Annotated in this window: 14 protein-coding genes; 8 read left to right on the top strand and 6 right to left on the bottom strand. The window is 61.2% G+C overall.

Annotated elements, in window-relative coordinates:
• Window positions 1-17 precede the first annotated feature (17 nt).
• The 3 genes from M5C56_RS02220 (at window position 18) to M5C56_RS02230 (ending at window position 2,860) form a co-directional block, all read left to right on the top strand.
• A complete protein-coding gene (locus M5C56_RS02220) occupies window positions 18-1,433 on the top strand; it encodes a lipid II flippase MurJ (RefSeq protein ID WP_103496744.1) in 1,416 nt (471 codons plus the stop codon).
• 16 nt (window positions 1,434-1,449) lie between these two features.
• A complete protein-coding gene (locus M5C56_RS02225; RefSeq protein ID WP_103496703.1) occupies window positions 1,450-2,376 on the top strand; it encodes a glycosyltransferase family 2 protein in 927 nt (308 codons plus the stop codon).
• A 151-nt stretch (window positions 2,377-2,527) separates the two neighbouring features.
• Window positions 2,528-2,860, top strand: coding sequence for a hypothetical protein (locus tag M5C56_RS02230; protein ID WP_247263002.1), 333 nt, complete (start codon window positions 2,528-2,530; stop codon window positions 2,858-2,860).
• 83 nt (window positions 2,861-2,943) lie between these two features.
• Here M5C56_RS02230 and recR read toward each other — a convergent pair whose 3' ends face one another.
• The 3 genes from recR to dnaX form a co-directional block, all read right to left on the bottom strand.
• On the bottom strand, window positions 2,944-3,546 hold the full coding sequence (recR, locus tag M5C56_RS02235) for a recombination mediator RecR (protein ID WP_100939148.1): 603 nt from the start codon (window positions 3,544-3,546) through the stop codon (window positions 2,944-2,946).
• A gap of 205 nt (window positions 3,547-3,751) precedes the next feature.
• Complete coding sequence (locus M5C56_RS02240) at window positions 3,752-4,078, bottom strand: YbaB/EbfC family nucleoid-associated protein (protein WP_100939147.1); 327 nt, start codon at window positions 4,076-4,078, stop codon at window positions 3,752-3,754.
• A 65-nt stretch (window positions 4,079-4,143) separates the two neighbouring features.
• Window positions 4,144-6,285, bottom strand: coding sequence for a DNA polymerase III subunit gamma/tau (dnaX, locus tag M5C56_RS02245; protein ID WP_103496702.1), 2,142 nt, complete (start codon window positions 6,283-6,285; stop codon window positions 4,144-4,146).
• Between the two features lie 145 nt (window positions 6,286-6,430).
• On the opposite strand from dnaX, the gene M5C56_RS02250 reads away from it, so the two are divergent.
• Complete coding sequence (locus M5C56_RS02250; RefSeq protein WP_103496701.1) at window positions 6,431-7,207, top strand: transporter substrate-binding domain-containing protein; 777 nt, start codon at window positions 6,431-6,433, stop codon at window positions 7,205-7,207.
• Here M5C56_RS02250 and M5C56_RS02255 read toward each other — a convergent pair.
• Window positions 7,187-8,878, bottom strand: coding sequence for a GGDEF and EAL domain-containing protein (locus tag M5C56_RS02255; RefSeq protein ID WP_103496700.1), 1,692 nt, complete (start codon window positions 8,876-8,878; stop codon window positions 7,187-7,189). The genes M5C56_RS02250 and M5C56_RS02255 overlap by 21 nt on opposite strands.
• Window positions 8,879-9,252: 374 nt before the next feature.
• Here M5C56_RS02255 and M5C56_RS02260 point away from each other — a divergent pair, with 374 nt between their 5' ends.
• On the top strand, window positions 9,253-9,567 hold the full coding sequence (locus tag M5C56_RS02260) for a helix-turn-helix transcriptional regulator (protein ID WP_103496699.1): 315 nt from the start codon (window positions 9,253-9,255) through the stop codon (window positions 9,565-9,567).
• A gap of 40 nt (window positions 9,568-9,607) precedes the next feature.
• Here M5C56_RS02260 and M5C56_RS02265 read toward each other — a convergent pair whose 3' ends face one another.
• On the bottom strand, window positions 9,608-10,537 hold the full coding sequence (locus M5C56_RS02265; RefSeq protein ID WP_103496698.1) for a DMT family transporter: 930 nt from the start codon (window positions 10,535-10,537) through the stop codon (window positions 9,608-9,610).
• Window positions 10,538-10,643: 106 nt separating this feature from the next.
• Between M5C56_RS02265 and M5C56_RS02270 the strand changes: the two genes are divergently transcribed.
• Entirely contained in the window at window positions 10,644-11,519 is an 876-nt protein-coding gene (locus M5C56_RS02270) for a LysR substrate-binding domain-containing protein (protein ID WP_103496697.1), read from the top strand.
• On the opposite strand, the gene M5C56_RS02275 is transcribed toward M5C56_RS02270, so the two are convergent.
• Window positions 11,520-13,088 (bottom strand): hypothetical protein, encoded by a 1,569-nt coding sequence (locus tag M5C56_RS02275; RefSeq protein WP_103496696.1) that lies wholly within the window; start codon window positions 13,086-13,088, stop codon window positions 11,520-11,522.
• Between the two features lie 178 nt (window positions 13,089-13,266).
• Here M5C56_RS02275 and M5C56_RS02280 point away from each other — a divergent pair, with 178 nt between their 5' ends.
• A complete protein-coding gene (locus M5C56_RS02280) occupies window positions 13,267-14,169 on the top strand; it encodes a DUF2167 domain-containing protein (RefSeq protein WP_103496695.1) in 903 nt (300 codons plus the stop codon).
• A 1,153-nt stretch (window positions 14,170-15,322) separates the two neighbouring features.
• Entirely contained in the window at window positions 15,323-15,874 is a 552-nt protein-coding gene (locus M5C56_RS02285) for a kinase inhibitor (RefSeq protein WP_103496694.1), read from the top strand.
• Window positions 15,875-15,877 lie beyond the last annotated feature (3 nt).

Consider the following 15,877-nt stretch of genomic DNA (forward strand, 5'->3'; position numbering starts at 1 on the left):
GCATGCCTGACTCGAAACTGCTCGGTTCCACCCTGTGGCTGACCCTGGCGACCCTCACCGGCCTCGTCGCCGGGTTCGCCCGCGAGTGGCTGCTGGTCGCCGCCTGGGGCGCCGGCGGGCGCAGCGACAGTTTCCTGGTGGCGCTGTTCCTGCCCGAAGCCTTGCGCATGGCCCTGGCGGCCGGCCTGCTCAGCGCGGCGGCGCTACCGCTCTACCAACAACGCACCGCCACCGAACAAACCGCCTGGCTTGGCGCGATGGCCCCCCGGCTGCTGCTCTGCGGCCTGCTGCTGGCGTTGGTGCTGGGCGTCGGCTCACCATTATGGGTTCGGCTGATCGGACCGGGACTCGACAGCGACGGCTACGCACTGGCCGGGGCCAGTCTGCATTGGCTGGCCTGGTGCGCCCCCGGGTTTATCCTGCATGCCTTGTTCTGCGTGCCCTTGCAGGCCCGTTCACGTTTTGTCCTGGCCGGACTCGGCTCGCTGCTGTTCAACCTGCCGCCGGTGTTGTACCTGGCCTTCCTGCGCCAGGCCGCCACTCCGACCGGCCTGGCCAGTGCTTGCGTACTGGGCAGCCTGCTGATGCCGACGCTGCTGCTGCCGGCCTTGTACCGCGGCGGCTGGAAACCCTGGCAACTTGGCCACGCACCCGGCGCCGTCAAAGAACTGCTGCAACGCATCGGCCCGCTGCTCAGCAGCAACCTCGCCAGCCAGGGCCTGGCCCTGCTCGAACGCATGGTCGCGTCGTTGCTCGGCGAAGGCACCGTGACCTGGATCAACCTGGCGCGCAAACTGATCAACCTGCCGCTGATCGCCCTGATGAGCCTGAACCAGGTGCTGCTCGGCCTGATGAGCGGCAGCCAGGGCAGCGAACGCCTGGACCTGCTGCGCAAGGGCCTGGCCAGCGCCAGCCTGCTGACCCTGCCCGCCGTGGTCGGGCTGATCGGTGCCGCCGGGGCCCTGGTCAGTCTGCTGCTGCCCCAGCAGGCCGCCGACAGCCCGCTGCCGGAACTGCTGGCCTGGTTCTCGATCCCCCTGGTCTTCGGTGCCTGGAACGCCCTGCTCGCCCGCTACGCCTACGCCGCCGGCGACACCCGCCTGCCACTCACCTGCGAACTGACCGGCAGCCTGCTCAATGCCCTGCTGCTGGCGGTACTGCCGTATTTCCTCGGATTGATCGGCATCGCCCTGGCCGCCATCTGCGGGGTGATACTCACCGGCCTGCTGCTGATCCGCCGCCAACAGTTGCAAACCTTGGTACCGTGGCGCAGCCACGCCTTGCTGGGGTTGGCAGTGATGGTCGTGGCCGCGCGGGTCCTGCATCCGCTGCACGGCATCTGGTTGCAACTGGGCCTGAGCAGCCTGTGCAGCCTGATCCTGCTGATTGCCCTGGCGGCGTGGTTGCGCCCCTGGCGCGCCCTGCCCGGCTGAACCTGGAGACCGAACAATGTCGACCCCTCAAGTGGCCGTAGTGATTCCGACCTACAACGGACGCCGCGACCTGGAACGCCTGCTCGACTCCCTGGCGCTCCAGACCGCGACCTTCGACACCCTGATTGTCGACTCCAGCTCCAGCGACGGCACCTTCGAGCTGGCCTGCGCGCGCTGCCCACGGGTGCAACGCATCGACAGCAAGGACTTCAACCATGGTGGCACCCGCCAATGGATGGTCGAACACAACCCCGGCTACGAGCTCTACGTGTTCATGACCCAGGATGCCTACCTGGACGATCCCGACGGCATTGCCAATATCGTCCGGCCGTTTGCCGACGAGCAGGTCGGCGCCGTCTGCGGTCGGCAACTGCCACACCTGGATGCCACGCCCCTGGCCGAGCACGCCAGGTTGTTCAACTACCCGCCGGACTCCCAGGTCAAGAGCCTGGCCGACGCCCCCCGGCTGGGCATCAAGACCGCCTTCATCTCCAATTCCTTTTCCGCCTATCGGCGCCAGGCCCTGATGCAGGTCGGCGGCTTCCCGCAGCATGTGATCCTGTCGGAAGACATGTACGTCGCCGCGAAAATGCTCCAGGCCGGGTGGAAGGTCGCCTACGAAGGCAGCGCCCGTTGCCGGCATTCCCATAACTACAGCCTCGGTGAAGAGTTCCGACGCTACTTCGATATCGGCGTCTTTCACGCCCGCGAGCCGTGGATCCGCCAGCAGTTCGGCGGGGCCGGCGGCGAGGGCCTGCGCTACGTGATCTCGGAGCTGAAGTTCCTCGGCCCCGCCCGTTGCCTGGCCTGGCCCGGCTCACTGTGGCGCAATGCGGTGAAACTGCTCGCCTACAAACTGAGCCAGCAAGAGCGGCATCTGCCCAGGCGGCTGAAAAAGAACCTGGGCATGTACAAGCGCTACTGGGACAGCCCGCACGCCTGATTTGGCAGACCTTCAAACGATGAGGATTTTTCCGATAACCATCAGCGAACAACCCCAATTGACCCAGAGACGAAATAAGGCGAACTTCTTCAAGCTCTTTTTATCGAGCGAATAACACTCTGGACCTGAACCATCGAGGAAGCATATTCACATGGAAGTCGAGCTACAGCACTGCGCGGCACCGCACTTGAGCGCCGCGGCCCACGAGCCGGGCCATCACGACGCCAAACCGCAACGCCCGCCCCGCCATGACAAGGCCAAGACGATCCGTACCCCTGGAGGCGATGCTATGGAACCCCGAATCACAGAGCTGGAAACCCGCTTCGAATACATCCACCGTGACCTCAATGAGGTGCGCAACGATGTGAAATCCATCAAGGGCCGACTCACCTACATAGCCGGCGCCGCGGCGGTCATCGGCGCGCCCCTGGTCTGGATTGCCAACAATCGCATGGACCAGATCCTGCTGCTGCTGACCTCCTGACCTCACCCGTTACCCGCGTCGCGCCGCCGGGGCGCGCCCGGGAACCTCGCGACCTCAAAGGTTGCGGCCAGCGCCGGGCGGGCTTACAGCGAAATCGGCTTACGTCCGGCAAACGAATGCGCCAGGGTTCCGCCGTCCACCAGTTCCAGTTCCCCACCCAGTGGCACGCCATGGGCGATACGCGAGGTGATCAGGCCTTTATTGGCCAACAGTTGGGCGATGTAATGAGCCGTGGCTTCGCCTTCAACCGTCGGGTTGGTGGCGAGGATGATCTCGGTAAAACTGCCCTGCTCTTCGATGCGCGCCAGCAGTTGCGGGATACCGATCGCTTCCGGACCGAGGCCATCGAGGGGCGACAGATGTCCCTTGAGCACGAAATAACGGCCACGGTAGCCCGTCTGCTCCACGGCATAGACGTCCATCGGGCCTTCGACCACGCACAGCAAGCTGTCATCACGCCGAGGGTCGGCGCACTGTGGGCAGAGGTCGTCTTCGGTGAGCGTGCGGCACTGGCGACAGTGGCCGACGCCTTCCATGGCCTGGCCCAGGGCCTGGGCCAGGCGCGAGCCGCCACTGCGATCACGTTCGAGCAGTTGCAGGGCCATGCGTTGGGCGGTTTTCTGGCCGACGCCGGGGAGTACCCGCAAGGCATCGATCAGTTGGCGAATCAGGGGGCTGAAGCTCATGGCAAAGGGTCCGACAGAACACGAGACGCGGTTTATAGCCGCGCCTCCAGCCAGCGTCCGGGGATCACGCTGGAACACAATTCCTTGTAGGAGCGAAGCTTGGTCCGGCGTCGTTCCGACGAAGAAGCCCTCGGACCGCTAAAAGCTTCGCGGCGGTGCGGCGTCCCGACAAGCCACGCTCCTACAAGGTAAGGCAACTGGCGCCTTAGAACGGCATCTTGAAGCCCGGCGGCAGCTGCATGCCGGCGGTCATGCCGGACATCTTGTCCTGGCTGTTGCTTTCAATCTTGCGCGTCGCATCGTTGAACGCCGCGGCGATCAGGTCTTCCAGCACTTCCAGGTCTTCGTCCTTCAGGCTCGGGTCGATGCTGACGCGCTTGACGTCATGACGACCGGTCATCACCACGGACACCAGGCCGGCGCCGGATTGACCGGTCACTTCGGCGTTGGCCAGTTCTTCCTGCATCTTGGCCATCTTTTCCTGCATCTGCTGCGCCTGCTTCATCAGGCCGGCCATGCCACCTTTCATCATGGGAATCACCTCAAGAGTTACATGTACAAAGAGATGCAAGGCAAAGGCCTGGCATCGTTCAGTTATTAGCCCTGGACCACCAGGGCATCGACAGGTTCGATTGTATCGCCACGGATCACCGCACCGAACTGTTGCATCATCTGCCGGATAAGCGGGTCGGCATGAATCGACGCCACCGCTTCGTCCTGGCGTTCGTGGCGCCGACGGGAAGCCGCCTGGGCCGGGGTTTCCTGCTCGGGCTTGATCAGCTCGATGGTCAGCTTCAGCGCACGCCCGTGATACTGGTTCAGGGCGTCATTGAGACGGCGTTGCTGCGTGGCGTTGAACAAGGCGCTATGGGCCGGGTCCAGGTGCAGCAACCAGTCGTCACCGCTGACCGCCATCAAGGTGCAGTTGGCCGCGATGCTGCCGGTCATGCCAGAAACCGGCAGTTTCGGGAACAATTCCAGCCACTCCAGCGCCAGGCCGGTGGCCGGGGCCGCCGCGGGTTGCGGCTCGGGCTCCGGGGCCGGATCGGCGGCGTGCTCGCTGGCCAGCTCGTCGAGATAGCTGTAGGCCGAATCGATATCCGGCTCGATATAGTCTTCATCCAGCGGCGGCTCGTCGTCCAGGTCCGGACCCGGCGTCGCGGCCTCCACCTGGGCGGGCGTCGGCTCGGGCAGGGTCGCGGCGACCCACTCGGGCGCATCCGGAACCACGCTGTCCGGCGTCGGCAGCGGCATGGCCGCCAGCTCCGGCTGTTCGGCGACGGTTTCCAGCACCGGTTCGACAGCAGGCTCCTGCAGTATTTCCTCGGGCTCGACCGGATCGTTCCACGGCAGATCCACGACCTCCACCGCCGGGGCAACGGGCTCGGCCGGTGGCGGCGCGGCCGCAACGACAGGGGCCACCACCGGCACGGCTTCGACCGGCGCAGCAACGGGCACCGGTTGCGCGGCAATCGGCGCTGCCACTTCGGCAGGCGCAGCCGCTACCACCGGCGTCTCGGCAACAGCAGCGACCACGGGTGCCACAGGGGCGGCTGGCGCGGCAACGGCTGCGCCAGCCACACTCTGTGCGGAATCAACTGTGGCCTGGCTGATCCCCACTGGCTTTAGCGGCGGTCTCGGCGGCGCCGTACTGTCGGCCGGACGGAACGCCAGCATGCGCAGCAGCACCATCTCGAAACCGCCTCGCGGGTCCGGCGCCAGCGGCAGGTCGCGCCGGCCGATCAAACCCATCTGGTAATAAAACTGCACATCTTCGGCCGGCAGGGCCTGGGCCAGCGCCAACACCCGGTCGCGGTCGCCATGGCCATTGTCGACACCCTCCGGCAACGCCTGGGCGATCGCCACGCGGTGCAGCACATTGAGGATTTCCGACAACACGCCGTTCCAGTCCGGCCCCTGTTCGGCCAGATGCCGCACCGCTTCGAGCAGGGCCTTGGCATCACCGTCGATCAACGCCTGCAACACGTCGAAGACCTGGCCATGGTCGAGGGTACCGAGCATCGCCCGCACATCGGCGGCCATGACCTTGCCTTCACCGAAGGCAATGGCCTGGTCGGTCAGGCTCATGGCATCGCGCATCGAACCGTCGGCGGCGCGTCCCAGCAACCACAGGGCATCCTCTTCGAACGGGACGTTCTCGACCCCGAGCACGTGGGTCAAGTGCTCGACCACCCGTTCGGGGGTCATGTTCTTCAGGGAGAATTGCAGGCAGCGCGACAAAATCGTCGCCGGAAGTTTCTGCGGGTCCGTGGTCGCCAGGATGAACTTGACGTAGGGTGGCGGCTCTTCCAGGGTTTTCAACAGCGCGTTGAAGGAATGGCTGGAGAGCATGTGTACTTCGTCGATCAGGTAGACCTTGAAGCGCCCGCGGCTGGGGGCGTACTGCACGTTGTCGAGCAGTTCGCGGGTATCCTCGACCTTGGTCCGGCTCGCGGCGTCGATCTCGATCAGGTCGACGAAGCGCCCCTCGTCGATCTCCCGGCAGACCGAGCAGGTCCCGCAAGGGGTCGAGGTAATGCCGGTCTCGCAGTTCAGGCACTTGGCAATGATCCGCGCGATGGTGGTCTTGCCGACACCGCGGGTACCGGTGAACAGGTAGGCGTGGTGCAGCCGCTGGCTGTCCAGGGCATTGATCAGAGCCTTGAGCACATGGGTCTGGCCGACCATTTCGCGGAACGAGCGCGGACGCCATTTACGTGCAAGAACCTGATAACTCATCGATAACCATCGCGTCGGGGAAGCGGAAGACCGCTAATGCTAGCGGAGCAGGGGTAAAAATGCATCCGGCATGGGATGCTAATCTGGTTAAGCTGCACTTTGTGCATGGATTGGCGGCCTTGTGGTGCTCCCGCCGGAGAGTTTGATGCGTGCAGTTTTTTACGCCCTGGCCTTGATGACCGCCCCTGCTTTCGCTGCCCCGGCGCCGTTGCGCTTCGCCGTGGCCGACAGTTGGAGCATGCCGATCATAGAGATCGAGCACGGACAACCGACCCAGGGTATTTTGTATGACCTGATGACCAGCCTGGCCCACCAGGTCGGCAGCCCGGCCGAGTTTCATGTGCTGGCCCGCGCCCGAGTGCAGAGCGCCATGGAACGCGGTGAAATCGATGTGCGCTGCTATGCCGCGCAATCCTGGCTACCGAACCAGTCCGGCGACTATATCTGGAGCATCCCCTTCCTCACCCAGCGCAACCTGCTGGTCAGCAAGGCCAAGCCGCCCAAAGCGATGACCCTGAAAGATCTTGAGCCACAACGACTCGGCACCGTACTGGGCTACTCGTACCCGGCCATACAGGCGCAGTTCGAAAGCGGTCGGTTCATCCGCGACGAGGCGCGCAATGAGCAACAGGTCCTGCAAAAACTTGAGGTCGGCCGCTACGCCTACGCCATCAGCAGCCAATGGGCACTGGACTGGTTCAATCAGACCCGCATGCCGGACCAACAGTTGCACGCGGTGACGGTCGTGCAGGAAGACGCCGTGGGCTGCTTTGTGCGCAACGACCCGGCCCTGCCGGTACAACGCATCCTCAGGACCTTGCTGCGCATGAAAATATCCGGGGAAATCGACCGGACCATCCACCTCTATACCGGGCATGACGACCAGAGGGACGCGCTCGAATCAGGTGACACTGCGCCATAAGGCCGGTGGCTCGAACGCCTCGACCCAGGCCGGCACCTCGTCCGCCGACATCGGCCGAGCAATGAAATAGCCCTGCGCCACCTCACACCCCAGGCTCATCAGCAACCGACCATGCTCGGCGGACTCCAGCCCCTCGGCAATCACTTCCCGGCCAAACGCACGGGCCAGGCCGATCACCGCCGTGGTCAGGGCCAGGTCATCCTGGTCATGGAGAATATCGCGCACGAACGAGCGATCGATCTTGATGGTCTGGCTGGGCAGGCGCTTGAGGTAACTCAGGGACGAGTAACCGGTGCCGAAGTCATCCAGGGAAAAACGCACCCCCAGCGTCTGGCAGTCTTGCAGGCACTGGCTGACCCGCTGGATGTTCTCGATGGCCACCGACTCGATGATCTCCAGATCGAGCATATGCGGCGGCACCTCGGCGTGGCGCATCAGCAAGGCGCGCAGACGCTCGACGAAATCGCCACGCTGGAAATGCCGGGCGGCGATATTGAGGCTGACCGGCCACTCGTGCCCCGCCTGGCGCCAGGCCTGCATCTGCGCCATGACCTGGTCCATGACCCATTCGCCGATATCGATGACCACATCGGTCTGGGCCACCAGCGGCAGGAACGCCTGGGGCTGGAGCAGACCTTCGTGCGGGTGCTGCCAGCGCATCAGCGCCTCGAACCCGACCACGCTGCCGGTGCGCATATTGACCTTGGGCTGATAGACCAGGCGGAACTCACCATTGGCCAGGGCCTGACGCATCAATGCCACGGTCTGGTGAGTGGCCTTGACCTCCTGGTCCAGGGACACGTCGAACAAATGGAAACGATTGCGCCCACCTTGCTTGGCCAGGTACATCGCCTGGTCGGCATGGCGCAACAGGGTATCGGCGTCCTCGTCATCGGAGGGAAACAGTGTCACGCCGATACTCGCATCCACATGGACGGTCTGGCCGAGTATCGAATAGGGTGCCGAAATGGCGCCGAGCACCCGTTGCAACGCGGCGTTCAGTTCCTCGGCGTCGTGCACATAACGCAGAATCAGCACGAACTCGTCACCTGCCAGCCGCGCCACCACATCCTCCCCGCGCATGATGCCGCGCAGGCGCTCCGCCACTTCCACCAGGAGCCGGTCGCCGCTGGCATGCCCATAGCCATCGTTGACCGCCTTGAAACCATCCAGGTCGAGCATGCAGACCGCCAGCGGAATGGCTTCGCGTCGGGAAAAATCCAGGGCCTGGTTCAGCAGGTCCGACAGAAACGCCCGATTGGGCAGGCCGGTCAGTACATCGTGCCCCACCCGCCACTGCAGGGTATGCAGCAGACGCAGCTTTTCGCTGACATCGAAACGGATCGACACATACTTGCGGACCTGCCCGGTGGCCTCATCCAGCAGCGGCACCATGGTGCTGTCGACCCAATACAGGGAACCGTCCTTGGCGCGGTTGCAGACTTCGCCTTTCCAGACCCGGCCCTGGGCAATGGTGCGCCACATATCGACAAAAAATCCGGACGGGTGGTAGCCGGAGTTCAAGATGCGGTGATTCTGCCCCAGCAGTTCATCACGGCTATAACCGGAAATCACACAGAATGGATCATTGACGTAGGTGATCCGCCCGTTCAGGTCGGTCTCGGAGAAAATGGCGGCGACGTCCACGACCCTGCGATACGTCTCATCCATGAATCAGCTCACCTGGGCGGCTAGAGGTTGTCCCGAATTCGCAGCACAACCGCGCCTGGCGGCATCGCCTGGCCGTACTTCGACGAAGATCAACTAGGATTAAATGAAGGCCATCATTGGCTGGGACAGGTATTTTTGGCTGTCCTGAGACAATGCGTTGTTCAGGGCTTATGACCGTCACGGCATGGGCACCCAAGAAATGCCTGGATTTCCCGTTTCACAAATATTTCACCGGAAACCGGATCACCAAATACCTGTCCTAAATGCTGATTCTACGAATTACATCACATTATGCAATAGAAGGTGATGAACCATGGCGTTGTCTAATGTAAAGATTTATCGTTAAGTTCTTGATTCTAAATGGGAATTGAGCGATGGAAATTTCAAGTTTGGGTACGGCCATCAGGCGCTACCGCAAGGTAGCGGGGCTAACTCAGGCTGAACTCGGAGAGAAAACCGGTTTTGACCCCAAAACCATCAGCCGCTTCGAAACCGGCAGTTACACCCCCAGCGTCGAGGCCTTGTTCCTGTTTGCCGATGTCCTGGGGGTGAAGCTTAAAGCCTTTTTCACAGATCTGGCTGACGAAGACGAGCAGCGTGCCTACCTGTTCGGCGTCATCCACAACGCTCCCCCGAAGGACCTGGGAAAGCTGATCGCGGCGGTCGATCTAGCCTTGTCCAAGCCTTAGTCTCACGCCTGTCTGTTACCAGAATACGCTCGCCAAATGGCTACACACTGCGCTGCCCCACCCCGCTGCTGCGGGGCTGGGCGGACACCGTGGCGGGTTGCCGCCGCCCTTCCAGATTGAGCGCCAGCACACTGCCCAGGACAATCGCGCCGCCGACCATCACCAGCACTGAAACCCCTACCCCCAGGACCAGCGCCGCCATCAGCATCGCCACGGGCGGAATCAGATACAGCGCAATGGACGAACGGCTTACCAGCGAATGGCTCAGCACATAGGCCCAGGCCAGGTAGGCCAGGGCACTGGGGAAAATCCCCAGCAACAGCACCGCGACATTGACCCGCAGCGGCGCCGCCGCCACCTCCTGCGCCAGCCCCGGCGCATAGACACAGAGCAACAAGGTCCCGGCCCAGACCATGTAACACACCGTGGTCAGCCCGCTGTAATGCCCGGAATAGTGTTTTTGCAAGGCGAAATAAAGACTCCAGGACAGCGCCGCGAAGAGAATCAGCAAGGCCCGGGGATCGAACATCCCCACCCCATGATCGCCCCAGACCACCACCAGGGCACCGGCCAATCCCGACAGCACGCCGAGCCAACGGCCGAGTGACACCGACTCCTTCAGCCAGAAAAACGCGATCAAGGTGCTGAACAGCGGCGTGGACTGCGACAGCACACTCCCCGCCCCCGGACTGACCCACTGCTGACCGTAGTTGAGGCTGATGTGATGGAGGAAAATCGCGAAAAAGCTCAGCGCAAACAACCAGGGCAAATCCCTCAGGCGTGGCAGCGCGATCCCCTTCAGCAGCGCGACCAGCGCCATGAACAGCGAGGCAATCAAAAACCGCAACAGCGCCAGGTGCCCGGGGCTGTAGCTTTCCAGGCCGATATGGATTCCCACGGGCGAGTAGGCCCAGCAGAGGATGACGACAGTGGTGGCCAGAGGGACTTTTAAAGCGGACAGGGCTTTCACGAGCGTGCGATATCCAAGATGATCCGAGGTGTGCGCACAGTCTCGAGCGGCCTGTCAGCCAGAACAATTGATCAATATTGAGTCGAGAATTCACCGGGAGTGAATCATGGAACTGGCGCAACTGCGCATGGTGAAAGCGGTCGCCGAAACCGGCAGCATCGCCCAGGCGGCGCAGCGACTGCACTGCGTACCGTCGAACATCACCACGCGGGTCAAGCAGCTGGAAAGCGAACTGGGTACCGACCTGTTTATCCGCGCCGGACGCGGCCTGAGCCTGAGCCCGGCCGGCACGGTATTCCTCGACTACTGCACGAAAATCCTCGGGCTGGTGGACGAAGCCAAGCGCGCCGTCGACGCCAACACCCAACCGTCGGGCCTCCTGCGCATCGGTGCGATCGAGTCCTGCGCCACCGTGCACCTGCCCGCGCTGCTGGCCGAGTATCAGCAGGCCTATCCCGGCGTCAGCCTGGAATTGACCACTGGCAACTGGTCACAACTGCTGGAAGACGTACGGCAACGTCGCCTTGATGGCGCCCTGGTCGCCGCCGATATCCAGCACCCGAAAATCGCCAGCAATGCACTTTACCGTGAACAGCTGGTATTGATCAGCGCCGCCGGCAGCGGTCCGATCCAGGAGGCCGCCGACCTGCGCGGCAAGACCCTGATCATGTGGCCCAACGGCTGCCCTTATCGCGCGGCCCTGAAAAACTGGGTGCAGCCCCATGACCCGCATCCGGCCATTGCCAGCTATGCCAGCTGGGCCACCATCATCGGCAGCGTGCATGCCGGTGCCGGCGTATCCCTGGTGCCCGAGGGCATCCTGCAACGTTATGAGCAGTCCGCCAGGCTCGAAACCCGCCGTTTCGCTGAACTGGCGCCAGTGGAAAACTGCTTTATCTGGCACAAGGAAACCACTCGCCATCCGGCTCGCGATGCGTTTGCCCGGCTGTTGCAGGAGCGCCTGGAACAGAGGGATCGCTGATCACTCAGCGGTTTTTTCATTGATCTGCGCGACAAGCTTTTCCAGTTGGCGCATCTCGACGACCAGATGGGCAGCGTTTCTCCCGAGAAAACTCCCATGCTCCACCAACAGCAGACCAACGACCTGCGCGCCCTTCATGGCGCTGGTCGCTTCGGCCCAAGCAACTTTCTTCTCGAGCTTCGCGTGAAATCCCTCGCTGTCGGAGGGGCCCAACTTACCGACCACATTGCTCAACTTGCTCATTGAAAAAGGCTGGCTGAGCACTTTGCACTCGATCAGAAGGGCGACCTGCCCGGAGGGGTGCAATGCCAATACATCGATTTCCCCGGGCACTTTCTGGCCACCCTCGTGCTCCAGGCGAGACTCCGTGGCTTGCCAATATCCCGAATCACTGACCCCACCGGCTTTCCAGCCGGCCTTGCGGAGCAATTGCACCGCGGCATTTTCAAAAGGCTGCGAGACATGCACGCGAAAGGACTCATCGTCCACAGGAGCCCCGCCATAGCCCACGTAGCGGAAAACAGAGTGTTCAACAAAACAATTCACGGAGTCGACTATGGTCATGACGCTTGTGGAAAATGTCCTGTCATCAATCCGCACGACAGGCCGCTCGACCAACATGTTCGAGGGATAGCTCCTCACTCGGTCCGGGTACCAGGGCTCCTGCCAAAAACAGGCTTCGAGAGACTGTTTCGCAAGCACGGGATCATCACCGAAAGCATCGGTGACAACAGGAAGATCCTCAAACAGCACCACGCCGGCCATACGCTTCGACCCGGTCGACTTGATGTGACGCACACAGGCCAGCAACACCAACCGGGCATTGAGCCCAATCCAGAATGCCGGGTTCTTTCCGGCCAGCGCAAAGACCGTTCCGGCAAACAATTCAATCGTGGTGGAGTCGCGCCCCGACAGGACGAGAGAGACGGCCTGGGAAAACCGCAAGAGGTCCTTCCAGATAACCGCTTTCGAATGTTCAAGCGTTCTCTGGTTTTCACCGTAGGGCGCTGCCATGGCGTTCCAGCGCCCCAACAGCCGCTGGTCAGCCTTGTCTGAAAACTCGAATCCATGGGACCTGAGAGCGACCGCTTGAAAATTGAAAACCTGGCTGCTCTCGTAGAGCTCTCTCAATTGCTCCCAGGCAATCGCCGCATTGACCAACTTGAGCAACTGGGCGGCGCTTCTATCAACGGCCAACGGTTCCTTGCGATTGGGCCATATGAGCGCGATCGTCGTTTTCAACGACGAGCCACACCAAGGCACCTTCTTGCGCCAGTTCTTCTGGCCGTAATAGAAATCGTCCACCGCCTCGATCAGTGCGGGAATGGCCAATCGCGGGTCAACCCGGCGCGCCAGGGCATCCAGATCGTTCCTTGCCCATTCAATCGCCGACTGCCATTGCTCATCGCTCTGCAATAGCCCCAGGCCTTGGGCGGCCAGGCTGTCCGCCGTCCTGGAAAAGCAATGACGGCTCCCCGCGATGCTGGCTTTACGCAGCTTGTCGGCCAACTCGCGAGCCTGCTTGTAGATTCGTGAGGACGCCTGGAATGGATACTGTTCTCGCGCCATTTGCTGCCTCGCAATCCTGGCCAAAAACACGCTGTGTCAATGGCACCAGAGTGCCACAAATCCATCGTCACACCACCCCAAGCCCCCCCCTGAAAGCGACTACACGCCTTCTCTAGCGCGACCTTCGCCCCTTCAGCTATCCTGCCGACCAAATTAATTCAAAATGTAAGGGACTACGATGAAACATCACCTGCGCCAGCTATTGGCCGCAGTGGCGCTCAGCAGCCTCACTTTGCCTGCCCTGGCCGCCAGCTCTCCCGCTCCGGCGCCGACCGCCAGCACCCCGCCCCACCAAACGACTGAACAATGGCTGGCCCCCCTCAAGCAGCAGCACGGCACCATTACCCTGCCCAGTGGCATTGCCACGCTGCAACTCAATGACGATTTCTACTACCTGTCGCCGGCCGACACCGAGCGTCTGCTGACCGAAGGCTGGGGCAACCCGCCCGGTCACAAGACCCTGGGCATGATCATTCCCAAGTCGACCAGCCCGCTGGCGGACAATGGCTGGGGCGTGATCGTCAGCTACAAGAACGACGGGCATATTTCCGACGATGACGCGGCCAAGATCGACTACGCCGACCTGCTCAAGCAGATGCAGGCCGATGATGAGGAAAACAACAAGGAGCGTCACAAGCAGGGTTATGCCGGCCTGTCGCTGCTGGGTTGGGCCGAGCCACCGAGCTACGACCAGGGCAGCCACAAGATGTACTGGGCCCGTGAGCTGAAGGCCGACGATGCGCAACAGACCACCCTGAACTACAGCATCCGCGTACTGGGTCGCGAGGGAGTCCTGGAGCTCAACGCGGTGGCGGCGATGGCCGATTTGCAGACCATCAAGCTGGAAACGCCGAAGATTCTGGCGTTCACCAACTTCACCGACGGCAACCGTTATGCCGACTACGACTCCAAGACTGACAAGCTGGCGCCTTACGGGCTGGCGGCATTGGTGGCGGGCGGTCTTGCGGCCAAGGCCGGGCTGTTCGCCAAGATCGGCGTGATGCTGCTGGCCCTGAAGAAATTTATCGTGGTGGGACTGGTGGTGGTTGCCGGGTTCTTCCGCAAGTTGTTCAAGCGCTAACCCTTGTGGGAGCTGGCTTGCCAGCGATAAACGTCAACGATGACGCGGAGCAACTGATCCCCGTACTGTTCCGACGAGTATCGCGACCAATCTCGCTCCGGCAGAAAGCAAAACGGGAAAGACTTATTTTTTTAATAATCCTTCCCGTTTTTTTGTTTTTTCGACTCAAACCTACTGCCTCTTTACATAACCTATAGCAAACCTGCTATTTATTTCGAGGGCTTATGCGTGGGCAGCGTTGGATGCTTTGGCTTATTTTCTGGATTCACATGATGCCGCCTGTCATCTTTGTCATCCTCTCTTTTTGGCTTTGGTCCGGGTTTGATGTGATTTGACATTTCTTCCCTCACAAACTGAAATATTTATAAAGTGGGCAGATTCGTTTTTAGGTAAAGCAGTGGAGACTAAAACCATCAAGCTCACCACCCCCTGAGCAATCGACTGGCCTATGGTTTGCAATCTGACTTTCGCCAGTGAGCGGGAGTAGGTCGATCTTGGAGATGCCGCTCCCTCGCAACATGAACTGTATAACCCTTCCCGCACGCCCACTCTTCGGCCGCACGTTGTGTTTTATGTGTTGTTCCGACCTCCGCGCCATTAACAATGACAACATGGTGAGTAACACCATGTGCTTTATCACTTGATTTCGGTCTGTATTCAACATAGGCATTGTCAGTCATATTTTTCACACACCTCTCAAGAACAATCAATGGTAAAACACCGTACAGAACGCTAGCACAACTATTAAACCGTGCAAAAAAAATCATCAACCCCACACAAACAAAATATTGACGCCAAGTTACAGCCTTCATTATAAAAATCTGATCAATAGGAATTAAACCCCGCACCACGATTAAACAATTCCTTATAACTTCAAAGAGTTAAAAATCAACAACACCTCCTCAACAATAATCTGACACTCGATACCGCCACTGCGGCCATTGCCGCTCAGCCTTGGATAGGCTCACAACCGCTCAAAAACGAGCGGATTTACTCACCAAAACAATATTTCAGAACGTACCTCCCATCCTTGCGGTAACCCTCCCAGAAACAGACTGAGCGTTTCGGCACAATGGCCGAGCGCAGCGGCACAACGACCCGTTCAGTCCCTCAATACACTTGTATCTCCTCTCCCTACCAAGACGAGATCAGCATGAAAACCCGATTTCTCCTCACCGCCCTTACCCTCGGCCTGAGCCTCAGCGCCCAGGCCGCCGACTTCACCCTCACCAGCCGCGACATCGCCAACGGCAAGCCGTTGAGCAGCCGCGAAGTGTTCCAGGGCTTTGGCTGCGAAGGCGGCAACACCTCGCCTGAACTGTCCTGGCAAAATGCTCCGGCCGGCACAAAAAGCTTTGCCATCACCGCCTACGATCCTGATGCTCCGACCGGCAGCGGCTGGTGGCACTGGACAGTCGTCAACCTCCCGATTTCCACCCACGAATTGCCCTCTGGCGCAGGCAACCCTACTGCCAGCCAACTGCCCGTAGGTGCCGTCCAGGGCCGCACCGACTATGGTCAATCAGGCTTCGGCGGCGCTTGCCCGCCGGCCGGCGATAAACCGCATCGCTATCAATTCACCGTCTGGGCCTTGAAGGTCGATAAACTGCCGGTCAATGAACAATCCAGCGGCGCCATGGTAGGTTACATGCTCAACGCCAACGCCTTGGGCAAAGCCACCCTCACCGCCCCCTACGGACGCTAGGAA

Source organism: Pseudomonas sp. MWU13-2862 (genome assembly GCF_023242495.1).
Classification (GTDB): domain Bacteria; phylum Pseudomonadota; class Gammaproteobacteria; order Pseudomonadales; family Pseudomonadaceae; genus Aquipseudomonas; species Aquipseudomonas gingeri_D.